Below are 18,798 nucleotides of genomic sequence, written 5' to 3' on the forward strand. Positions count from 1 at the left end.
GTTTATTCCATGGTATAACCAATCCTTTCCAGCGCTTGTTGTAACTCATCCCCATGGTAAATGGATAAAATTTTATCGGCATACCGGGGATCAGTCGCGTAACCTGCGTCATGAAGGGCTTTAATAAAACGATGTGGGTCATTCGCATTTGCTAAAGCCTGCTCATAACGGCTGTTGTCTTTAATTAACGAGACATAATCCGCAAAACTGTTCTCAACTGACGAATATTTCTTGAAGGAAGCCTTCGTCCTTACTGGTATATCGGCAACATACTCGGTTGTCTTTACCTCGACGGCTTCATTTTGCTGTTTACCTGTTGATTTTATGTTGAAAAAATTATTGCTGCTGCTGCCGTCTTCATCCCGCGTCACGTATTGTCCCCACCCGGTTTCCAGGGCAGCCTGAGCAACCAGCAGCTTGGGATCAAGGCCCAGCATGCTGGCGGCCTGTTGCGCATAAGGCCAGATGGATTTAACAAACTCGTCAATGGATTGCGCTGTTTTTCCCTGTTGCGCCGCAGGCGTTTGCGGTTTTAAAGGTGGTTTAACCGCATAGGCCTGCTGCATCGCGGCCTGGTGCTGCAAGGGGTAGCCGGTATGGGTCTTTAAGGGTATTGACGATGGGGCAGCCGCTCTCTGTAAAGCGAAGCCTTGTTGGCCCGCCTTAAGAGGGAAACCCTGATTAACGTGCAAGGGGAAGCCTTGATTAACGTGCAGAGGGTAGCCCCGAGCGCCCTCGCCCGCAGGGGTGCTCTGACGTGAAATGGTTTTACTCAATTGTGTAGTCAGCATGTCCGCAAGACCGATACCCGGCCCCTTGGTGATTTCTGAAGCGTATTGCCCATCCAGCATTTCCTGGAAGGTTTGCTCGTATTTGGTGCGAAAAACCGTGCCCTCTTCGACAAAATGCTGTGCACGCATGCTTTTAATCATCGCCTGCAAAAAAATGGCTTCAAATTGTTTGGCAGCCTCAGGCAAGGCTTTTTCCGAATCATTACGGGCCTTTAGCTGCAGGGTTTGCAAGCCTTTAAAATCAGTCATCGCCACGCCGTTTGCTGTCATAACGTCACCTTTACACTAGATGATAATAATCGTTGCATTTAATGCGCCAGCCTGCCTTAACGCTTCAAGGATGGCGATGAGGTCGCCCGGTGCCGCGCCGACGGCATTGATGGCTTTCACCAACTCCTGCAGTGTCGCGCCAGGGGCAAAAACGAAAGTTCTTGATTTTTGCGAAATATCAATCTGGCTTTCAGGCGTCACCACCGTGTTGCCCGCGGCAAAAGGATTGGGTTGGCTGACCAAGGGATTTTCACTGACCGTCACCACCAGGTTACCATGCGAAACAGCGACCGGCTTCACACGGACCAGTTGATTAATGACAATGGTGCCGGTGCGCGGATTGACGATGACTTTGGCTTCCGCGTCCCCGGGCGTAAATTCGATGTTTTCCAGGACGGACACGTAATCCACACGATGTCCCATGCGTCTGGGTGCAGTGATTTCGATGGAGGCGGCATCAATGGGTCTTGCGGTACCCGGGCCCATGGTTTGATTAATGGCATCGGCCATACGGCGGGCAGTCGTGAAGTCGGGTGAATTTAGATTGTAGGTCAGAGTCTTGGAAAAATAGAAGGGATTGGGGATGTCAGTTTCCACCGTTGCCCCGTTGGGTATGCGGCCGCCGCTTGGCACGTTGACCGTGACGTTAGTTCCATCCTCACCGGTTACACTCAGACCCACGACCACCAGATGGCCCTGTGCCATGGCATAGACCCGGCCATCCGCGCCTTTCAATGGCGTCATGAGCAGCGTACCACCGCGCAGACTTTGTGCATCGCCAATGGATGAGACATTGACATCCATCGTCTGCCCTTTTTTCATGAACGAGGTCAGGTTGGCCGTGACAATGACAGCAGCAATGTTTTTGGAATTAAGCTTGGTACCGGGGGGGATATTAATACCCAGTTGTGTCAGCATGTTGCCGAAGCTTTGTTCAGTAAAGCGTGTCCCGGACTTGTCACCGGTCCCATCCAGCCCGACGACCAGACCGTAACCAATCAACTGGTTGGTGCGGACCCCGGCTAAATTAGCCACGTCCTTGATGCGCTCCGCCGCCGCCGTATGAACCAGCACAAGCAGACAAAAACCCCGTAATAACGCATTCCATTTATGCATAACCCTTTCCTGTTTAATCCGTCTTCTACCCTGTTATTCCGGGAAGAAGGGGCCCCAGATGAAGCGTGAGAACCAACCCTGGGCATTGACATTATTAACCTGACCAGTACCGCCATAGGCAATACGGGCATTGGCGATGCGATCAGAACGCACCGTGTTGTCAGGGCTGATGTCCTGCGGTCTTATCATCCCGGATACACGAACGTATTCATGCCCCTGATTGATGGTTACCCATTTTTCACCCTGAATGAGCATGGAACCATTGGCTAACACTTTCGCCACGGTTACGGAGATACTACCAGCCAGTTTGTTGTTCTGAATGGATCGGGCATCTCCCATGAATTGCCGTTTGGCATTTAAATCGAAATCGAGGCTGTAGCCTGCGCCAAGCGCGATCGGCCGCCCCAGGAAGGAGCCATTAACGATCTGGCTTTTATCATTTTTAGTCTGCATGGTTGTCGCTTTTTTCTGCGCATCGGTCTTCTCGACTAAAAGCACAGTCACAATGTCGCCGGCGTGACGCGCTCTTGGGGTTTCAAACAAAGGCAACGCGGTTTCAGCATTATAAATTGCCCCTTGCGCCACCCTGCCCTGCTTATTATCCGGGGTTACCGGATAGGTTGGAGCAAAGTCGGGAGAGTTACCAGGCGCCGGAGGGTTTAAGAGTTCACAGCCTGAAAGCAGGCTGGCCATCGATAAGCTTACAACCAATCCTTTAATCCTCATGATCACTACCTAATTAAAGAGTCTGAGTCAGAAACTGCATCATGCTGTCCACGGTTTCAATGGCTCGCGCATTGATTTCATAGGCCCGTTGCGCCTGGATCATGTTGACCAGTTCTTCAACCACATTCACGTTAGACGCTTCAAGCGACCCCTGCTGTAACAAACCGAGTCCTGAGTTTCCGGGGTTATCCGTCTGCGCAGCCCCGCTGGCCACCGTTTCCAGATACAGGTTCTGACCGATGGGTTGTAATCCGCCGGGGTTGATAAAATCCGTCAGCTGCATGGTGCCAATCTGCGTAGGCACGTTGTTTCCCGCAACAACCACGCTGACCGTTCCGTCAGAACCGATAGTAATGGTTTGCGTCTGTTCAGGCACAGAGATGGGTGGCTGCACCACATAACCGTTCGCGGTGACAATTTGTCCCTGCGAATCAAGCATGAACGTGCCGTCGCGGGTATAGGCCTGGCTGCCATCAGGCATCAGCACCTGGAAGAATCCACGCCCTAAAATAGCGACATCCAGCGGGTTATTGGTGTTTTGGATAGGGCCTTGGGTGAAAATTTTCTGGTTGGCCACCAGACGCACCCCTGTTCCCATATAAATACCGGTTGGGATTTCGGTATTCTGTGTTGATAAGGCGCCAGCCTGACGGAGGTTTTGGTAGATCAAATCCTCAAAGTCGGCACGTCCTTTTTTGAATCCGGTGGTACTGACGTTGGCAAGGTTGTTGGCGATGTTTGTGATGTTTTCGGATTGCGCATCAAGACCGGTTTTACTCACCCACAGTGCTGGTTCCATGGCTATTCCTTGTCATTGCCTACTGAATTACTGCCTTACTCTTGCAATAGTTGTGCCAACCGTTGGGCATTCTCGTCCACGGTCTGCATGACTTGAAGCTCAGCCTCAAATTCGCGGCCAGCCGCTATCATATTGACCATTTCCGTGACAGCATTGACATTGCTGCCTTCAAGCGCGCCATTGACGACGCGAATGGCGGGATCAGGTACTGCGGCACCGCCTTCGAGGTGCATTAAGCCATCCAGGCCTTTGGTCAGATTCCTGGGTTCAATTTTGACTACCCTTAAGCGATCAATCACCGATACTTCTCGCGGATCGCCATCCAGGGGCACAATGGAAATGGTGCCGTCAGCACCAATGTTGATGCTTTTCGCAGGCGGAATGGAAATCGGCCCGCCATCGCCCAAAACCGGCAGCCCGGAGGCGGTCACCAGCATGCCGGTGGACGTTAAGTGGAAATCCCCCGCCCGGGTATAGGCTTCTTTGCGTTGAGCATCCTGGACCGCAAACCAGCCATCCGGACCTTGAATCGCCACATCCAGGTCGCGGCCGGTGGTCATGATTCCACCCTGCGAAAAATTGGTGCCGTTAGCTTGCTCGATGGGTATCGCCTGATCGATAATGGCAGGCCCCACCACGTACATCGATTCGGCCTGAAATAAATCGGCCTTAAACCCCGGGGTGTTGGCATTAGCCAAATTATTGGCAGTAATGGTCTGACGGTCAAAATTAACCTGCGAGCCATGCATCGCATTATACAGAATGGGTTCCATCATTGACTCCCGTCTTTATTATTCTTATTAGTGACCTGAAGCCCGTAACCTGTTAACGGATATTAATAATCGTCTGCGCCATCGCATCGCCAGTCTGAATCACTTGCGCGTTCGCCTGGAAATTACGTTGAGCAGTAATCATCTTGACCAGTTCCGCTGTTAAATCCACATTCGATCCTTCAAGCGCCCCGGATTGAATAAGACCCAGGCTTGCGGTACCTGCCACGCCGACCAGCGGCTGTCCGGAGGACGACGTTTCCGCCCAGTTGTTGTCGCTGATGCTTTGCAACCCGTCAGGGTTTGAAAAGTTGGCTAACAACACCTGCCCCATGGCCCGTGACTGGCCATTGGTGTAGCGTCCAAAAATAATCCCTTCCTCATCGACGTCCAATCCTTCAAGACGGCCGGTGGTTACGCCGTTTTGAACATTGGATTGCACAGCAAACGGGCTGCCGAACTGCGTGCTGTCAGAAAAATCGACAGTAAAGTTCAGGGGTTGCGCCCCGTTGCTTAAGGTCTGAGTCAGAGGGATGAGGTTATTGGCCAAGGGGTTGTTGCCGGTATCCGCAGCACTGGCAAATGTGCCATCATCATTGAAGTTGACGCGAAACAGGTTGTCGGTGTTGTTAGCACCCACGTTGGCCGGCACGTTCTGATTATCAATCTGAAACGCCACGTACCATTGGTTCTGAGTACCGGGTGGAGACGCGGCATTGGGCGTACCTGCGGCTGCGGCTGCATCAGCACGGATAAAATACATGGTCAAGACATGGGAGTTACCCAAACTGTCATAAATCGTCGATGACGTGGGATTATTGTAGGTGTCCGTCGCCGGCGTCGCTCCACCGACCCAGGCCACAGAAGGCGGGGTGCTGTTTGCAAACAGATTCACACCGATCTGCGCATTGGAAGTGGCGTTGGGCGGCACATTGGATGTATTGATGCTCAAATCGCCCACTGTGGTGGTGATGTTGCCGCTGGAGTCCGCCTGATAGCCCACCAGCCGTTGTTGCGACGCATTCACCACAAAGCCGTCGTCGCTGACACCAAATGAACCGGCACGGGAATAAAGGCGAGTACCGCCGCTGTTTAGGGTAAAGAAGCCGGAGCCGGTGATGGCTAAATCCAGACTGTTATTGGTAAATGACAAGGGTCCCTGACCAAACATCTGTTGGACGCGAGAAAGTCGCACGCCGCTACCTATTGCATACCGCCCTCCGCCAAAAGCACCAGTGGAATAGACATCAGCAAATTCTGCTCGGGACATTTTAAAACCCGTGGTGGAGGCATTAGCGATGTTATTGCCAATAACCTCCAAGTCGCTGGTCGCAGCCTGAAGACCACTGATTGCTGTTCCAAATACCATAGCGTTATCCTCCAATTAAAATCCATCAAACGCATTGATTACTGATTAAGCAGTAATTTGTCGAACGTCACTTAAAGCCACTGAACCAATACCTGCCACATTCAAGCGGACACCTTCTCCATTCTGACCAAGGTTCACGCTGTCAACATTGGCAGCCACCATGGTTTTTAAGGCCACTTCCTGGCCCTGGAAATTGCCGGTAACTTTAATGGTGTATTTACCGGCCGGCATACGCTCACCCTTCTGATTCATGCCATCCCAGCTGAATTGAAAGAGCCCCAGTTCCTGGGTTCCTAACGGAATGGTGCGCACCAACTCACCGTTTTCACCATAAATGGATGCCGCGAGGTTGGAGACCGGCGCTGGAATGTCAACTGCCGCATTGGCCTCGCCTTCAGCGCCCAGCTTAAATGTACTGCTGGGTATCAGTACTTTGCGGCCAACCAGCGCAGACGCCTGCAAGGCTTGATTGGACTGCAGGGACGAAGCCAATTGGGAAATGGACTGTTCCATGCGGGCAATCCCGTCATTGGTACTGAATTGCGCTAATTGCGCTAAAAAATCACCGTTTGTTTTTGGATCCATGGGGTCCTGGTTACGTACCTGGGCAATCATCAAGCGCAAAAAATCTTTTTGCCCAAGACTTTGATTGCCGCTGGTCGTCGGTAGGCCCGGCATGTTCACGTTAGTATTTATTCCATTAATGGAAGCCATAATTTAAACTCCTTACTGTCCCAACTGCAGTGTTCGTTGCATTAACTGTTTAGCGGAGCTAATCACTTCAAGATTGACTTGATAAGCCCGTGAAGCCGAGATCATGTTTGCCATTTCCCCGACCATATTGACGTTAGGTACATACACATACCCGGCCTCGTTAGCGAGAGGATTGCTGGGGTCGTAGCGAAGAACCGGTTCGAGCTCGCTTTCATAAATCCCGGCGACCTGCACGCCCGCCGTTTTTCCGGCAATGGCATTGCGTACGGACAGATTCGCCTGCTCCTGCACGGATTGAAAAAGCGGATACTGTGGACGGTAGACATCGTCCGGGTTACCCGCCACCACATTGGCATTACTCATGTTGCTTGCCGTGGTTGACATACGGGTCGTTTCAGCAACCAGTCCAGAACTGGCAATATCAAATACCGTGTTCAATGACATATTATTCCCCTCTCAATGCCAACATCATGTTTTTTATCTTGCTGTCCAGGAACGTTAAACTGGCCTGATACGACAGTGAATTTCGTAAGAATTCCGTTGTTTCTATGTCTTTATCCACTGTGTTACCATCCAGTGATGATTGGGTTGGAATCCGGTACATAAGTTGAGACGAATAGCCATTTTTGGCCATAATGTGACCAGGTTGGTCAGTAATAAGCCTATTTGCTGACGATGATGACATCGCCTGTTTTAACGTCTCATTAAAATCAATGTCTCTTGCCTTGTAATTGGGTGTATCAGCATTAGCCAGGTTGTTTGCCAGTTGCGATGCCCGCTGGTCGCGGATCAGCAATGCTTTGGCATGCACTCCCAGATAACTGTCCAAATCAATTGTCATGCTCCCTCCTCATGCTGACTTACTTTTAACAAAGCAATTGCTATGCCAAATCCCTGTCATTTGGTAGTATAGGCGGCGGCCAAAACGTTTCCATCACAGCGGAGCAACTCATGAGCGACCATAGCCTTTCTCTCCCCACCGATGCTGTAGAACAAATCAAAACATACCTGCTGCAGCTACAGCAAGAAATCTGCCAATCGTTACAAGCCATTGACGAAAAAGGCATTTTTTTGGAAGACGCCTGGACGCGTGAAGGCGGTGGCGGCGGAATGTCCCGGGTATTGGAAAAAGGCCATGTGTTTGAAAAAGCCGGCGTTAACTTTTCGTACGTGCATGGAGAAAGTTTGCCGCCTTCGGCCACCCTCCTGCGTCCGGAACTCAGCGGCCGGCAATTCACGGCATTGGGTGTGTCGCTGGTCATCCATCCTGAAAATCCTTACGTTCCCACCTCGCATGCCAATGTGCGTTTTATTATGGCTGAAAGGCAAGACGAGCCGCCGGTGTGGTGGTTTGGCGGTGGGTTCGACTTAACCCCGTATTATGGCTTTGAAGAAGACTGTCGTCATTGGCATCAAACGGCCAAAGCCGCCTGTCAACCTTTTGGCGATGATTTGTACCCCCGGCTTAAGGCCTGGTGCGATCGCTATTTTTTTATCAAGCACCGCAATGAAGCACGCGGCATCGGCGGACTTTTCTTTGACGATTATCATGAAATCAGTTTTGAAAACAGTTTCGCCTTAATGCGCAGTGTGGGCAATCATTACCTTAAAGCCTACCAACCCATCGTGCTGCGGCGAAAGGATATGCCTTACGGGGAGCGTGAAAAGGAATTCCAGCTGTACCGACGAGGCCGATATGTCGAATTTAACCTGATTTACGACAGAGGCACCCTGTTTGGTCTGCAATCCAACGGTCGGGCGGAATCCATTCTTATGTCCTTGCCGCCGGAGGTCTGTTGGCAATACAATCTGCAACCGGAGCCGGACACCCCCGAGGGTCGATTGTACAGCGACTTTTTACCTGCACGCGACTGGTTAATATAAAGACGTTTCCGGTTTGCTGAGCGATTGGCCTGGCAAACCGACATTAATGGCGACGGATAACTCGCCAAAGAACAATGGCTGCGACCGCATTAAGAGCTCCCAGCAATAAAAACAGAAACGCGATACTCATTTTAAAATGAATAAGCACCATTAATATCACGCTGCCCATGACCATTGCGAGTGCATTTAAAATATTGTTCGCCGCGACGGTGCGGGCGCGCTCGTGTTCCGGGCAACTGACCTGGATAAAAGTGTAAAGAGGCACGATAAAAAGGCCCGCTGAGAAAGCAAACAGAAAGAAATCAAGCGTGACAGGCCAGTTGGAAAAATGCAGCAGAAATCGGCCTAAGGATTGCAGTGGCAAATGCTCATCCACGGTAGGGGTCACCCAATAAAGGTTCATCGCAAAAAAAGACAGCAGCAACATGGCCGGCGGCACGTACTTCAAGGTAATGGCCCCTTGCAGCATGCGGCCTATGGTCAGCGAGCCCAAGGCAATGCCTATGGAAAACATCGCCAGAAACAGCGCGAAAACCGAGGTATCCGCACGCAGAACAAAATGAGTGTAATCGGGCAGCTTGGTGGTGATCACCGCGCCAATCAACCAAAACCAGGAAATCGTCAGGATGGCCGGTAAAGTAATACGGTTGGCAAAAGTCTGACGCATCATGGCGCAGGTCGCCCGCCAGACATGCCAGTCGATAGCCACAGTGACTTTACCGGGTGCCGGCGGGATGAACCAGCTCGCCACCATGCCAGCGACAGCAGCGCTTAAAACAAGCGCAACGGCATAGCCCACGTGCGAGTGGGTTGTGCCTATGGTCAAAGCGCCCAGGGTGGTACCGAGCAAAATGGCAATAAACGTGCTGGCTTCAATTAAGGCCGTTGCACTCAGCAACTCTTCGCGGGCCAGGTGATCGGGCAGGATAGCGTATTTGATAGGCCCAAAAAAAGTGGAGTGGATGCCCATGCCCATCAAGACCAGCAGAAGCAGCGTCATGCTTTGAATTGAAAAAGCCAAACTGCCGATGATCATCAGCACCAGTTCGAACACCTTGATAAGCCTGGTCATCAAGGCTTTATCATACCTGTCCGCCAATTGCCCGCTGGTCGCTGAAAATAAAAAGAACGGCAGAATAAATAAACCGCCGGAAAGTGCCTGATAAAATTCAGAATGCGATTGTGAGGATGCCAGATGGTAACTGATCAAAGTCAGCATGGACAATTTAAACGCATTGTCATTGAATGCGCCGAAAAACTGGGTAATAAATAAGGGTAAAAAAGTTCTTTTTTTCAAAAGATAAGCTTCACGCAAGGCCATACTACTCCCTTCTTACGGCAAGAGTGAGCAACTTACTGGTAATAGCCGGCAAAGTCAAATAATCTGGATTGAGGGGAAAATTGCTACAATTTAAAGCACCAGTGTGGTTTAATAGGACGCTTTGTTTATTTAAAAAAGAGACGTTATGGCTTTAATTCGTGCGATTTCACTGGATTTTGATGGGGCGATTTTTAACGGTGAGTTTCATCGCCACAAAGATGTCATTCGTGCCAATAAAGCCCTGCTGGATCGGATTGCAACCAATGCCGAAGGCTATGACAGCACCACGCTTTATGCGGGTACCAACCGCCAGTCCGTCAGTGATGACCGCGCCAATGCCTACAAAAATGATACGGGTTCCGCTTTCCCGCACCTGATGCAACTGGCTGGTTATTTAAAAGACAAGCTTCGAAAGGTAAAACTTGACAAGTTCCTGTTGACTGATCTCTACCATCAGCGCAAAGCGGGAGAGTCTTTTAATGAAGCCCTGACCTTATTGGACAAAGACAGCCTGCATTATGATCAGGAAAAGATGAAAAATGGCCCGTTTAAAGATTGGCTGCACGATCAGAGCAAATTGACGCTGCTCTATGCCCAAATCCACCGATTCGCAAAAAAACACCCCAAAGACACCATGGATTTTTATTTTTATGATGATCGGGAAGATATTCTTGAAAAGCTGCATGCCTATTTTCAGCAAAATCCTAATCGGCTTCCCAGTAATCTTTGCCTGCGTATTAAACGCTATTGCGGGGAAGGGTCCCTGAAAGATTATCCCCCTATTCAGGGAACTGGAAAAATAGACAAAAAATACAAAGCCACGGTCAAACGCCTGGCGGCTGATACGCTGGAGTCCGTGCGATTCCAGCAGAAATCGCCTGCTAATGGCAAAGGCAAGCCGATTCACACCTACAGGGAAGCCGAAGAGAGTAATTTTGTACTGACGGTTAATCTGGATTGCATCACGGACTGCGAACTGTTAGCTGCACAACCCTCATCTGTAGCGACATCAACCTCGACAGAGCCCAGCGGCGGCGACCTTGTAGTCGAAAAAAGCGTGTCGTGGCACTCGTTTACCAAACCGGCGACAGAAAATGACCGTTCTCATTTATTGAAGCAAAGCTCAGTGCCGCATACCTCAGCACAGCCCCCCTCTGAGCCTTCCCACAGCCACCCGGAATCAAGCAATCAGGGTTTGCACACGGAGAATGACGGTGATAATCAGGCGATTATAAGCCGTGCATTATCCACCATTCCACCTGTTTCAACGCCACATGTATCCGATGAAAGCCTGAAGGCCGCCGGGTCGGCGATTCCTGTCAATGAAGAGAAAACATCTGAACCCATTGCCTGGCAGTTTTACAGACCCGCCACTTATCCTTTGCCCGAAAAGCCTTTGCTAAGACAGACCTCAAGCACGACAGCCATCACCTCCCCCTCGCGGGATGAAAACAAACAGCCTGCTCAGTTTCTTTAACGGCTCCGACTCTCTAACGCCGCATGAGTTAAGGTGTTTTGCTATTGACTGACTGGTTTAGCCTGGCATTCCGGTGGAATTAACGGGCAGCTGTAAGCATTGCGTGTCACGCTGAAAATCACATTTCCGTGGTGATAAACCGGATTATGATGCACTTCACCCACACAATTCAGTAGCCATTGTTTTTTATTCCCAAGCACGACAAAATCACCGTTTTGAGTGTTAACCGGCAAACTCGCCAGACTCCTTAAACTGATGGGAGTCGATTGCCAGGCCGGTTGTTTTGTCGATTGATAATGGATATACAAGGGCGTTTCTTCCCCGTTTAATTTCGCATGGGCTTCCATCGCCTCCAAATGCCCATCGAGGCAACGCCAGTAGACTTTGTAGTCATCGGCATAAGCCCAGGATGAAAAAACCGTTAATACGATAGCAGACAATGCAATTTTCATGTTTCTTTCCTTAGCTTAAGGATTGGCATCCGTTGAATAATTTTAAAGCCTATTAATGATTGGTTTTCTCTTCGCTCAACGCGGCGCGGCGGCTTAATGAGGAAATAATCTTTTCCAGACTATGCTGATGAGGCGGCTCCTGTTCGATGATCGCTCGGGTCCGTTGTTCACAATACTCCTTTACTTCCCGATCAGGCAAGATGTAAAAAGTACCTTTTTCGACCTCCCTGAGAATATGCTCCGCCACGTCTTCAGCAGGACGGCTGCGGGCAATTAATTCTTCAAGCATGGTATGCAGCGTGTCGACATGAAGCGGTGCGGAATGGGATAACAGCGGCGTATTGGCAAAGGAAGGGCAGACTACTGACACAGACACTGGCTTCTCTAACCGCTGCAAATCAAAGTGCAGGGATTCAGACAAGGCCACAATGGCATGTTTGGACATGGCATAGGCCGCCATTTGCGAGCCGCTGCATAAGCCATAGAAACTGGCCATATTAATGACATGAGAAGGATGGTCCTGCTTGAACAGCACAGGTAAAAAAGCCTGAAGCCCGTGAATGACGCCGAATAGATTCACATCCATGACTTTACGGATATGCTCGCTGGTTAATTCCCACACCGGGGCGAAGTGGCCGCTGATGCCGGCATTGTTAAACAGCAAATCCACCCGGTTAAAGCGTTCGAAGGTTTGTTTAACAAGGTGCCTTAAACTTTCCGAACGTGACACATCACACACCACACCGAGCACTTCGGTAGAGGTTGCCGCACTGAGTTGCTCCACCTGATCACACAGCGTACTGACAGCATTGTCAGCCATGACCACATGGATGCCCCGCCTGATACAGGCCTGAGTTAATGCCAAACCAATACCGCTGGCAGCGCCAGTAATCACCGCAACCCGTTCATTCGCATTCACCTGAGATTCCCCGCTGCCACAATCATGGAAATTCGATCATAGCGATTCTTAAGAGGGGTGGTCAAGCCAGGGCATTCAGCTGCTGCAGATTTAAACCATCTGCAGCTTTCGCAAAGGCTTATTCGCTGACAATCACAACATCTTGTGCTTTATATCCCTTGGGACCTTTGTCAAGAATAAAAGTTACGGTATCGTTTTCATGGAGAGTTCTAAATCCAGAGCCTTGGATATCTTTGTAATGTACAAATATGTCATCACCCTGCTGATTGACAATAAATCCAAATCCTTTTTTTTCATTGAACCATTTAACATGGCCACTTTCTCTTTGCGACATTCACTATCCCCTTTGTCTTTAGCTCCTCTACCTGGAAGGGTAGAACTAATACTTTAGCATCCACTCCAGTTCAAATTGCACGGACAACCCTTAAGGAATACCCTGATACCATCAAATTTGCGCTACAATGGATACGTCGTCATGCCAGACCCAACTGGCATACCTCTAGCATATCAGTTTTTTGTTGATTGTTAACGATTTTTTTTAATATTGCGGTGGAGGCTCGTTATTTTGAACAGTATGAACAATTCTATGATGACTTACTCTAAAAAAGAGTTTATTCGCATGGCCTTGGCCTGCGATGTACTTAAATTCGGTGAATTCACCCTGAAATCCGGACGGAAAAGCCCTTATTTCTTCAATGCTGGCCTGTTCTATCACGGTGATTCGCTGCGCCACCTTGGCCATTTTTATGCGAAGGTGATTATTGATCATCACATTGATTGTCAACACCTGTTCGGTCCCGCCTACAAAGGCCTTCCCCTGGCAACAACCACCGCCGTCGCCCTGGCTGAGCGAGGGGTTAACACCACAATCACCTTTAACCGCAAGGAAGCCAAGGATCATGGCGAAGGTGGGCAATTAATTGGTGCGCCACTCTCAGGCAAAACCGTCATGATTGACGACGTGATCTCGGCAGGCACCGCCTTTCGCGAGGCGCAAAACCACATTCATACCCACGGCGGGCACTTAACCACCGTCGTCATTGCACTCAACCGTTGCGAACGTGGGGCAGGCAACACCTCGGCGGTGGCGGAAATTGAAGCCCAGGGCATTCAAGTGTTCTCCATCGTCACCTTTTTTGACCTGGTGGAATATTTGAACGAAGAGGGCGCAAAGGAAGAAGTGAAACGAATGCAGGCTTATCGCGAGCAATACGGTTATTGAACAAGTCGGGCCCAGGGCCCGACAGGAAGAATTAATAGGCTGCAATATCTATGGTTTTGATTTTCTGAGTGATTTGTTTGCCCTGGCGGTTGATCGTCAGATTCACGGCATCACCCACTTGAATATCCGTCAGCAGATTATAAAGTGCATCGTAATTTTTTACAGGATGGCCGTTTAGCGCAACAATGATATCGCCGAGTTGAATGCGTCCCCAATTGTCGCGATGCGTCCCACGCAAGCCTGCCTTTGCCGCCGGCGTATTGGGCAGTACATCGGCAATCAGGATGCCTTTAACAATGCCAAGGCGGGTAGCGATACTGGGCTCCACACGCTGAATGCCAATACCGGCCAATACCACACGGCCGTTTTTAATCAGCTGAGGTACAATTCGCTGAATGTCATCAGCCGGCACGGCAAAGCCCACACCCGCTGATGAGCCGGAATTGGAGTAAATCGCGGTATTCATGCCAATCAATCGCCCTTTTGAATCGAGCAACGGGCCGCCGGAATTACCCGGATTGATTGACGCATCGGTTTGAATCATGTCGCGAATCGTCACCCCACCCGCTCCGGGCACCTGGCGGCCCAGGGCCGAAATCACCCCAATCGTCAGACTGTGATCCAGTCCAAAGGGATTTCCGATAGCAATAACCTTTTGGCCGACGAGAAGATCGCCGGTACGGCTTAATTCAAACGGTTTAAATCCCTTTAATTTTTCAAGCACCTGAGGGGAGGTAATTTGCAATACGGCAATGTCCTTACGGGGCTCAGAACCAACGACTTTGACCGGTACCGTACGGTTATCAATGGTAACGCTCAATTGATCCGCGCCATGGACAACGTGGTAATTGGTGACAATATGCCCCTTCTCATCCCAGATAAAGCCGGAACCTGCGCCCGCAGGAACGTGTGCTTTCTGGTAGGCATGATTCGCCGTCGGTTTAATGACATTGGCTAAGCGATGCACATAAACGACCTTGGGCGAAAAGCGTTGGAACACCTCGATGGTGTTTCGCTCATTTGGCAGCAGGTCATCCAGACTGGTTGCGTGAAGCAATGGCAAGCAAAGTAACGACAACGAAAAAACAGCACTGCGAAAAAATTTATTGATCATCCCCAAACTCCATACCAATAGCGCCAGTTAAACGTTTGCGAATACTCTGGCGGGCCAATAACTTATCAATAACAGATTTAGGAAAATCGGTTATTGTAATTATATTTTTACTGATTAAAACGTCAATCAAGTCTTCCAAAACCCGGATCAATTGCAGATCGGACTGGATGAGTTTATACCGGTCGTGACCCTCGCAACGACTGAGGAATTCGATAATTTCCGGATTATCGAGAGGCAATTGCTCTGCCTGGTTATCCCCCTGCTCGGTAATGGCGGTGATTTGACCGCTTTTGTCACGCCTAATATAAACCACTTGGATCATCCTCTGATATCATTGGTTGAATTATGCACTATTTTGTGGCGTTTGACCATTAAAATCTAACTGCTTGAATGAAAGCGAGCATTGACGGGTTCCTCTTCCCTCAGGAGTATTGGATGGCCAATTGAAGGTTACGGCATGACGATAAGCCCTCTCCTTTTCGAAGAGGGCGATACAGGCCTTGATCAACTGACAGCGAATTCCACTTTTTTAGGGTGTTTCCTGAGAGGCGTTTTTTCATCCGTTGACGCGCCATCGGCTGAATTGTCGCTGCTGTCCTCTTTGGTGTTTTCGTCGCTTTCATTAATGTCCGTTTCAGCCTCTGCCACGTCTTCCCGTTGTTGAGCTTCTTTTTTGGCTTGTTCCGGATCAATGCCGCTGGATATTCTGAAAAAGCCCAGCAAGAACTCCAAAGGCAACATCAGCGCCGATTTAAAGGTGGACGTGGTTGATTTTAAACTGTCTCTGGCGACATGTTCGCTATTGTAGTTATGGCGCAGATAAATTTTTTCCAATAGGCCCGTGTGGCGTTGATAAATGGTATCCAGATGGCGATTGCGACGCCCTTCCTGATCAAGCAAGTAATCCTGCAATTCCGAATGGCTATCCCAAAGCGCCGCACGGCGTTTTTGCAGCAAGGCAAGTTCATTGTCGTAAAACTCGATTTCCTTGTCGATTTCGCGTTTAAGCTTATCACAGGCTTCTTTGCGCCCAGGCGCTTGTTCGCCGGAAATGATGGTTTCCGATTCCCTAATCGCCACCTCGGCATAACGATGGATCAGTTCTTCTTTCTTTTTAAGGATGTCTTCAATCTTTTGATCAAGGTATTGAATGGCTTCTTTATTAGAGCCTAAAGCCTGATAATGGGAGTCAAAACGTTTATTGCTGGCCATTTGCTGGCGGAGTTTGTTTAATTCTGTCGCTTCCTGCGCCAAAGCACGCAATTGCGCCTGATCATTTAAGTTCTTATCCCGGCTGATTAATAATTGTCGAATGAAAGCGGCAAGAATACCGACTACCCCAAATACCGCCGCGCAGATGATAGCAATAGTGACTGGTTCCATGCTCACTCTCCTTATTGCAAGTGAATCAATTGCGTATGGATATCAACCGTAAAGTAACGGCTGAATGCCTGGTAGGAATCAATGTCAGGCCATTGTTCTTCCCGATCGCACATGCGCAGCATTTCCGCTTCGAAAATGGGACGGTAGTATTCTTTCAGGAAGGGTTTGATTTCAGCGAGGTGATCGAAATTCTTGATTACCACCGTCGCATTTTCTGCCAGGTGTGAAATATTGACTCGCTCAAGCACATTGGACAATTCGTGATCATCCTCAACTGCCGTTTTCATCCATTTCAATAACACGGAACGGGGTCGGACACGAAGCAGTTGGCGGCCTTCTGCTACGGAGTCTTCCATCAGTACGATATGAGAGTGCAGTTCGAATTTAAAGCAGCAGAGAAAATCCAGGAAACTGCCTTCGATGTCGTTACGTGCCTCTTTTCCCAACCAACGGCAGATTTCGTGTCTGAACATTGTAGGAAAATGACGTTCAATTTCGTTTAAAGTCTCTTCATCATTCGTTTGTTTTGGTATAACATAAGCCGTGTTGTCTGTTTGAAGCAAACGTAAATCGGGTAAATCGATGTCGTTTATTTGAGCGGCCAGGAAAGATAAAAAAACCTTGGTAGGTTTGAGAACAATTATTTCCCATTGACTTGGTTGCATGACGCTCTCCTTGTTTTAATTGACTCATCCTGAGTAAAACTAAAGCAAAATCAAAACGCCTTGTCTTCCACTTTTTTCGGGGGAAGACTATCAGGTTAACTCCACCAAAATTAAATTGCAATAGATTTTTTAGCTTACCCCGTCTATTCACCACCTCAAAAAAGAAAAAAGAATGGTCAGAAGCGGATGCTCCCATCCTATAAAAATTTTTTTTCGTTCACTTGACAGTCGTGGCGTATTGTATATGCTTGCGGTTTTTATTCTGTTGTTAAATCATGACCACCCTCAAAAAACGGGTCCTTGTTCTATTAATCCCCCTGTTTCTGGCCTGTGTCGTGATGTGGGGCGTAGTCAATTCGCTCAAACCAGACATCATCAAGGCCTATGTTAATGCGGAACTGCAACGGCTGACGCATGAATCCGGCCAAATCAAGGGTGACGTCAGCTGGCATGTTTTTCCGAGGCCACGAATCAAAATAACGCACGTGCAGATTGGCGACCCGCACAGTGCCTCTCCCTTTGCTGTAACCATCGACAACCTTCTGCTTAACCTTAAATTGACCCAGTTGTTACGGGGAAATCTCGTTTTTAGCGAACTGAACGTCGATGGCTTTACTGTCGCCATTGATCAGCGTGCGGGCCGTATCAGTCCCCCGGCGCAGGCAAAGCCTTACCCTGAGACGGAACCGCTGGCGCAGCAATTTGCCATAAAAAACGTCATGCTCAGCCACGGCAAATTAATCGTTACCCGCGACCAGAGTCAGGTGATCTTTTCCGGTTTGCAAATTGGCGCAGAACAATTCAACCTGCAGCAGCAGTCCTTCCCCTTCCAGTTAAAAAGCAGGGTCACTGTCAGTAAAAAGGAGCAGCCCTTTCTGCACGCGCAGTTCCTGTTTAAGGGGAACACCCGACTGACGACGCAGTGGCTTTCGGATGTGGAACTTAAATCCCTGCCCTTGTTTGGACAACTGACGTTGCTGGACCTGGGCATTCAGCAGTTGAAGGTCGATCGCCTGCAGGCGAATACGTCCTACAAGGAAGGAGTTCTGGATCTAAACCCTCTCACCTTAAGCCTTTATCGCGGTGAATCAGTAGGCGATTTGCACTATGATCCGCAACAGGCCAGGCTTCACTTAAACCAGACGGCTACCGATTTGGACAGCAACAGACTGATTCATGACCTTTTTGCCAGAAAACTGCTGAAAGGCCGTCTTGATTTTTCCCTGCACACGGAAATTGATCTGCAGGATTTCAAATGGCCTCAGTCCATTAGCGGTAAAGGCAATGTCACCGTCAAAGACGGCACATTAATGGCAATGAATGTCAACCAGATGATTCAGGAAACCAATGCCCGGATTAATTCTCTTTTTCTCAATAAATCCGCCGCGGACCAGTCGGCTAAACCCGAGGAGACGTGGACTAACCCGGCTTTCTTTAAGGGCAATACCGACTTTAAGATTATGGCCTCACAGTATCGGATTGAAAACGGGTTGTTAAACAGTCATTTATTCGTTCTGCAGACCAACCGCCTGCAATTGAAAGGCGGCGGCCAAATCAACCTGTTTGATTATTCCCTCTCGGGGGCTCTGGTGGCCAAGGTGATCTTTAACAATGAGAACGCGGATAAAATTCAGCAATTACTGGGCGGCGCCATTCCTCTGCTGGTGAAAGGAACCCTGATTGAACCCTTAATCCTGCCGGATATGAAAAAAATAAACCCGTTGTTGACGCAGACCTTTCTCACCGAAACCCTGACTCTGCCGGTTAAAGCCGTGCACAATCAATTAAAGGCTATGTTACGTTAAC

21 protein-coding genes are annotated in these 18,798 nt (G+C 49.4%); 4 read left to right on the forward strand and 17 right to left on the reverse strand.

Annotated features, from left to right (window positions below; all coding sequences use genetic code 11):
- Positions 1-2 precede the first annotated feature (2 nt).
- From flgJ to flgB, 9 genes are read right to left on the reverse strand one after another with little or no spacing between them, the layout of a single operon-like run.
- Positions 3-1,061: a flagellar assembly peptidoglycan hydrolase FlgJ gene (gene flgJ, locus GH742_RS09990; protein ID WP_203454828.1), complete on the reverse strand. Its 1,059-nt coding sequence runs from the start codon at positions 1,059-1,061 to the stop codon at positions 3-5.
- A gap of 15 nt (positions 1,062-1,076) precedes the next feature.
- The gene (locus GH742_RS09995; RefSeq protein WP_203454829.1) at positions 1,077-2,177 is read right to left on the reverse strand and encodes a flagellar basal body P-ring protein FlgI; all 1,101 of its coding nucleotides are present in this window, start codon (positions 2,175-2,177) and stop codon (positions 1,077-1,079) included.
- A gap of 33 nt (positions 2,178-2,210) precedes the next feature.
- A complete protein-coding gene (locus GH742_RS10000; RefSeq protein ID WP_203454830.1) occupies positions 2,211-2,903 on the reverse strand; it encodes a flagellar basal body L-ring protein FlgH in 693 nt (230 codons plus the stop codon).
- Positions 2,904-2,916: 13 nt separating this feature from the next.
- Positions 2,917-3,702 (reverse strand): flagellar basal-body rod protein FlgG, encoded by a 786-nt coding sequence (flgG, locus tag GH742_RS10005; protein ID WP_203454831.1) that lies wholly within the window; start codon positions 3,700-3,702, stop codon positions 2,917-2,919.
- Between the two features lie 35 nt (positions 3,703-3,737).
- On the reverse strand, positions 3,738-4,475 hold the full coding sequence (gene flgF / locus GH742_RS10010) for a flagellar basal-body rod protein FlgF (protein WP_203456913.1): 738 nt from the start codon (positions 4,473-4,475) through the stop codon (positions 3,738-3,740).
- Positions 4,476-4,527: 52 nt separating this feature from the next.
- Positions 4,528-5,841, reverse strand: a complete 1,314-nt coding sequence (gene flgE / locus GH742_RS10015; protein ID WP_203454832.1) for a flagellar hook protein FlgE — start codon at positions 5,839-5,841, stop codon at positions 4,528-4,530.
- A gap of 45 nt (positions 5,842-5,886) precedes the next feature.
- A complete protein-coding gene (locus GH742_RS10020; protein ID WP_239005329.1) occupies positions 5,887-6,519 on the reverse strand; it encodes a flagellar hook assembly protein FlgD in 633 nt (210 codons plus the stop codon).
- Between the two features lie 48 nt (positions 6,520-6,567).
- On the reverse strand, positions 6,568-6,999 hold the full coding sequence (gene flgC / locus GH742_RS10025) for a flagellar basal body rod protein FlgC (protein WP_203454833.1): 432 nt from the start codon (positions 6,997-6,999) through the stop codon (positions 6,568-6,570).
- Position 7,000: 1 nt separating this feature from the next.
- Positions 7,001-7,396, reverse strand: coding sequence for a flagellar basal body rod protein FlgB (gene flgB / locus GH742_RS10030; protein WP_203454834.1), 396 nt, complete (start codon positions 7,394-7,396; stop codon positions 7,001-7,003).
- A gap of 110 nt (positions 7,397-7,506) precedes the next feature.
- On the opposite strand from flgB, the gene hemF reads away from it, so the two are divergent.
- On the forward strand, positions 7,507-8,439 hold the full coding sequence (gene hemF / locus GH742_RS10035; protein WP_203454835.1) for an oxygen-dependent coproporphyrinogen oxidase: 933 nt from the start codon (positions 7,507-7,509) through the stop codon (positions 8,437-8,439).
- Positions 8,440-8,482: 43 nt separating this feature from the next.
- Here the strand turns inward: hemF and GH742_RS10040 are convergent, their stop codons facing one another.
- On the reverse strand, positions 8,483-9,760 hold the full coding sequence (locus GH742_RS10040; RefSeq protein ID WP_203454836.1) for an MFS transporter: 1,278 nt from the start codon (positions 9,758-9,760) through the stop codon (positions 8,483-8,485).
- A gap of 145 nt (positions 9,761-9,905) precedes the next feature.
- Here GH742_RS10040 and GH742_RS10045 point away from each other — a divergent pair, with 145 nt between their 5' ends.
- The gene (locus tag GH742_RS10045; protein WP_203454837.1) at positions 9,906-11,237 is read left to right on the forward strand and encodes a hypothetical protein; all 1,332 of its coding nucleotides are present in this window, start codon (positions 9,906-9,908) and stop codon (positions 11,235-11,237) included.
- Between the two features lie 41 nt (positions 11,238-11,278).
- Here the strand turns inward: GH742_RS10045 and GH742_RS10050 are convergent, their stop codons facing one another.
- The 3 genes from GH742_RS10050 to GH742_RS10060 form a co-directional block, all read right to left on the reverse strand.
- Positions 11,279-11,689 carry a hypothetical protein gene (locus GH742_RS10050; RefSeq protein WP_203454838.1) on the reverse strand — a complete coding sequence of 137 codons (411 nt, stop codon included), beginning with the start codon at positions 11,687-11,689 and terminating at the stop codon, positions 11,279-11,281.
- A 52-nt stretch (positions 11,690-11,741) separates the two neighbouring features.
- On the reverse strand, positions 11,742-12,608 hold the full coding sequence (locus GH742_RS10055) for an SDR family oxidoreductase (protein ID WP_203454839.1): 867 nt from the start codon (positions 12,606-12,608) through the stop codon (positions 11,742-11,744).
- 118 nt (positions 12,609-12,726) lie between these two features.
- Complete coding sequence (locus GH742_RS10060; RefSeq protein WP_058531354.1) at positions 12,727-12,942, reverse strand: cold shock domain-containing protein; 216 nt, start codon at positions 12,940-12,942, stop codon at positions 12,727-12,729.
- A 255-nt stretch (positions 12,943-13,197) separates the two neighbouring features.
- Here GH742_RS10060 and pyrE point away from each other — a divergent pair, with 255 nt between their 5' ends.
- Positions 13,198-13,830, forward strand: a complete 633-nt coding sequence (gene pyrE, locus GH742_RS10065; protein ID WP_203456914.1) for an orotate phosphoribosyltransferase — start codon at positions 13,198-13,200, stop codon at positions 13,828-13,830.
- 31 nt (positions 13,831-13,861) lie between these two features.
- Here the strand turns inward: pyrE and GH742_RS10070 are convergent, their stop codons facing one another.
- From GH742_RS10070 to GH742_RS10085, 4 genes are all read right to left on the reverse strand, one after another.
- Positions 13,862-14,944 carry a S1C family serine protease gene (locus tag GH742_RS10070; protein ID WP_203454840.1) on the reverse strand — a complete coding sequence of 361 codons (1,083 nt, stop codon included), beginning with the start codon at positions 14,942-14,944 and terminating at the stop codon, positions 13,862-13,864.
- Positions 14,934-15,266 carry a hypothetical protein gene (locus tag GH742_RS10075; protein ID WP_370569460.1) on the reverse strand — a complete coding sequence of 111 codons (333 nt, stop codon included), beginning with the start codon at positions 15,264-15,266 and terminating at the stop codon, positions 14,934-14,936. The genes GH742_RS10070 and GH742_RS10075 overlap by 11 nt, the downstream gene beginning before the upstream one ends.
- A 182-nt stretch (positions 15,267-15,448) precedes the next feature.
- Positions 15,449-16,327 (reverse strand): hypothetical protein, encoded by an 879-nt coding sequence (locus tag GH742_RS10080; RefSeq protein WP_203454842.1) that lies wholly within the window; start codon positions 16,325-16,327, stop codon positions 15,449-15,451.
- A gap of 11 nt (positions 16,328-16,338) precedes the next feature.
- The gene (locus GH742_RS10085) at positions 16,339-16,992 is read right to left on the reverse strand and encodes a hypothetical protein (RefSeq protein WP_108292877.1); all 654 of its coding nucleotides are present in this window, start codon (positions 16,990-16,992) and stop codon (positions 16,339-16,341) included.
- A gap of 275 nt (positions 16,993-17,267) precedes the next feature.
- On the opposite strand from GH742_RS10085, the gene GH742_RS10090 reads away from it, so the two are divergent.
- Positions 17,268-18,797 carry an AsmA family protein gene (locus GH742_RS10090; protein ID WP_203454843.1) on the forward strand — a complete coding sequence of 510 codons (1,530 nt, stop codon included), beginning with the start codon at positions 17,268-17,270 and terminating at the stop codon, positions 18,795-18,797.
- The last annotated feature ends 1 nt before the right edge of the window (position 18,798 follow it).

This window comes from Legionella sp. MW5194, from assembly GCF_016864235.1.
Taxonomy (GTDB): domain Bacteria; phylum Pseudomonadota; class Gammaproteobacteria; order Legionellales; family Legionellaceae; genus Legionella_C.

Bases quoted from the DNA above. Each gene is read 5' to 3' on its own strand.
- flgB (WP_203454834.1), bottom strand. From the start codon at position 7,396: ATGACAATTGATTTGGACAGTTATCTGGGAGTGCATGCCAAAGCATTG.
- GH742_RS10090 (WP_203454843.1), top strand. From the start codon at position 17,268: ATGACCACCCTCAAAAAACGGGTCCTTGTTCTATTAATCCCCCTGTTT.
- flgJ (WP_203454828.1), bottom strand. From the start codon at position 1,061: ATGACAGCAAACGGCGTGGCGATGACTGATTTTAAAGGCTTGCAAACC.
- GH742_RS10060 (WP_058531354.1), bottom strand. From the start codon at position 12,942: ATGTCGCAAAGAGAAAGTGGCCATGTTAAATGGTTCAATGAAAAAAAA.
- GH742_RS10020 (WP_239005329.1), bottom strand. From the start codon at position 6,519: ATGCCGGGCCTACCGACGACCAGCGGCAATCAAAGTCTTGGGCAAAAA.
- flgF (WP_203456913.1), bottom strand. From the start codon at position 4,475: ATGGAACCCATTCTGTATAATGCGATGCATGGCTCGCAGGTTAATTTT.
- flgG (WP_203454831.1), bottom strand. From the start codon at position 3,702: ATGGAACCAGCACTGTGGGTGAGTAAAACCGGTCTTGATGCGCAATCC.
- GH742_RS10045 (WP_203454837.1), top strand. From the start codon at position 9,906: ATGGCTTTAATTCGTGCGATTTCACTGGATTTTGATGGGGCGATTTTT.
- flgE (WP_203454832.1), bottom strand. From the start codon at position 5,841: ATGGTATTTGGAACAGCAATCAGTGGTCTTCAGGCTGCGACCAGCGAC.
- GH742_RS10080 (WP_203454842.1), bottom strand. From the start codon at position 16,327: ATGGAACCAGTCACTATTGCTATCATCTGCGCGGCGGTATTTGGGGTA.
- hemF (WP_203454835.1), top strand. From the start codon at position 7,507: ATGAGCGACCATAGCCTTTCTCTCCCCACCGATGCTGTAGAACAAATC.
- GH742_RS10075 (WP_370569460.1), bottom strand. From the start codon at position 15,266: ATGATCCAAGTGGTTTATATTAGGCGTGACAAAAGCGGTCAAATCACC.
- flgC (WP_203454833.1), bottom strand. From the start codon at position 6,999: ATGTCATTGAACACGGTATTTGATATTGCCAGTTCTGGACTGGTTGCT.
- pyrE (WP_203456914.1), top strand. From the start codon at position 13,198: ATGACTTACTCTAAAAAAGAGTTTATTCGCATGGCCTTGGCCTGCGAT.
- GH742_RS10085 (WP_108292877.1), bottom strand. From the start codon at position 16,992: ATGCAACCAAGTCAATGGGAAATAATTGTTCTCAAACCTACCAAGGTT.
- GH742_RS10070 (WP_203454840.1), bottom strand. From the start codon at position 14,944: ATGATCAATAAATTTTTTCGCAGTGCTGTTTTTTCGTTGTCGTTACTT.
- GH742_RS09995 (WP_203454829.1), bottom strand. From the start codon at position 2,177: ATGCATAAATGGAATGCGTTATTACGGGGTTTTTGTCTGCTTGTGCTG.
- GH742_RS10040 (WP_203454836.1), bottom strand. From the start codon at position 9,760: ATGGCCTTGCGTGAAGCTTATCTTTTGAAAAAAAGAACTTTTTTACCC.
- GH742_RS10050 (WP_203454838.1), bottom strand. From the start codon at position 11,689: ATGAAAATTGCATTGTCTGCTATCGTATTAACGGTTTTTTCATCCTGG.
- GH742_RS10000 (WP_203454830.1), bottom strand. From the start codon at position 2,903: ATGAGGATTAAAGGATTGGTTGTAAGCTTATCGATGGCCAGCCTGCTT.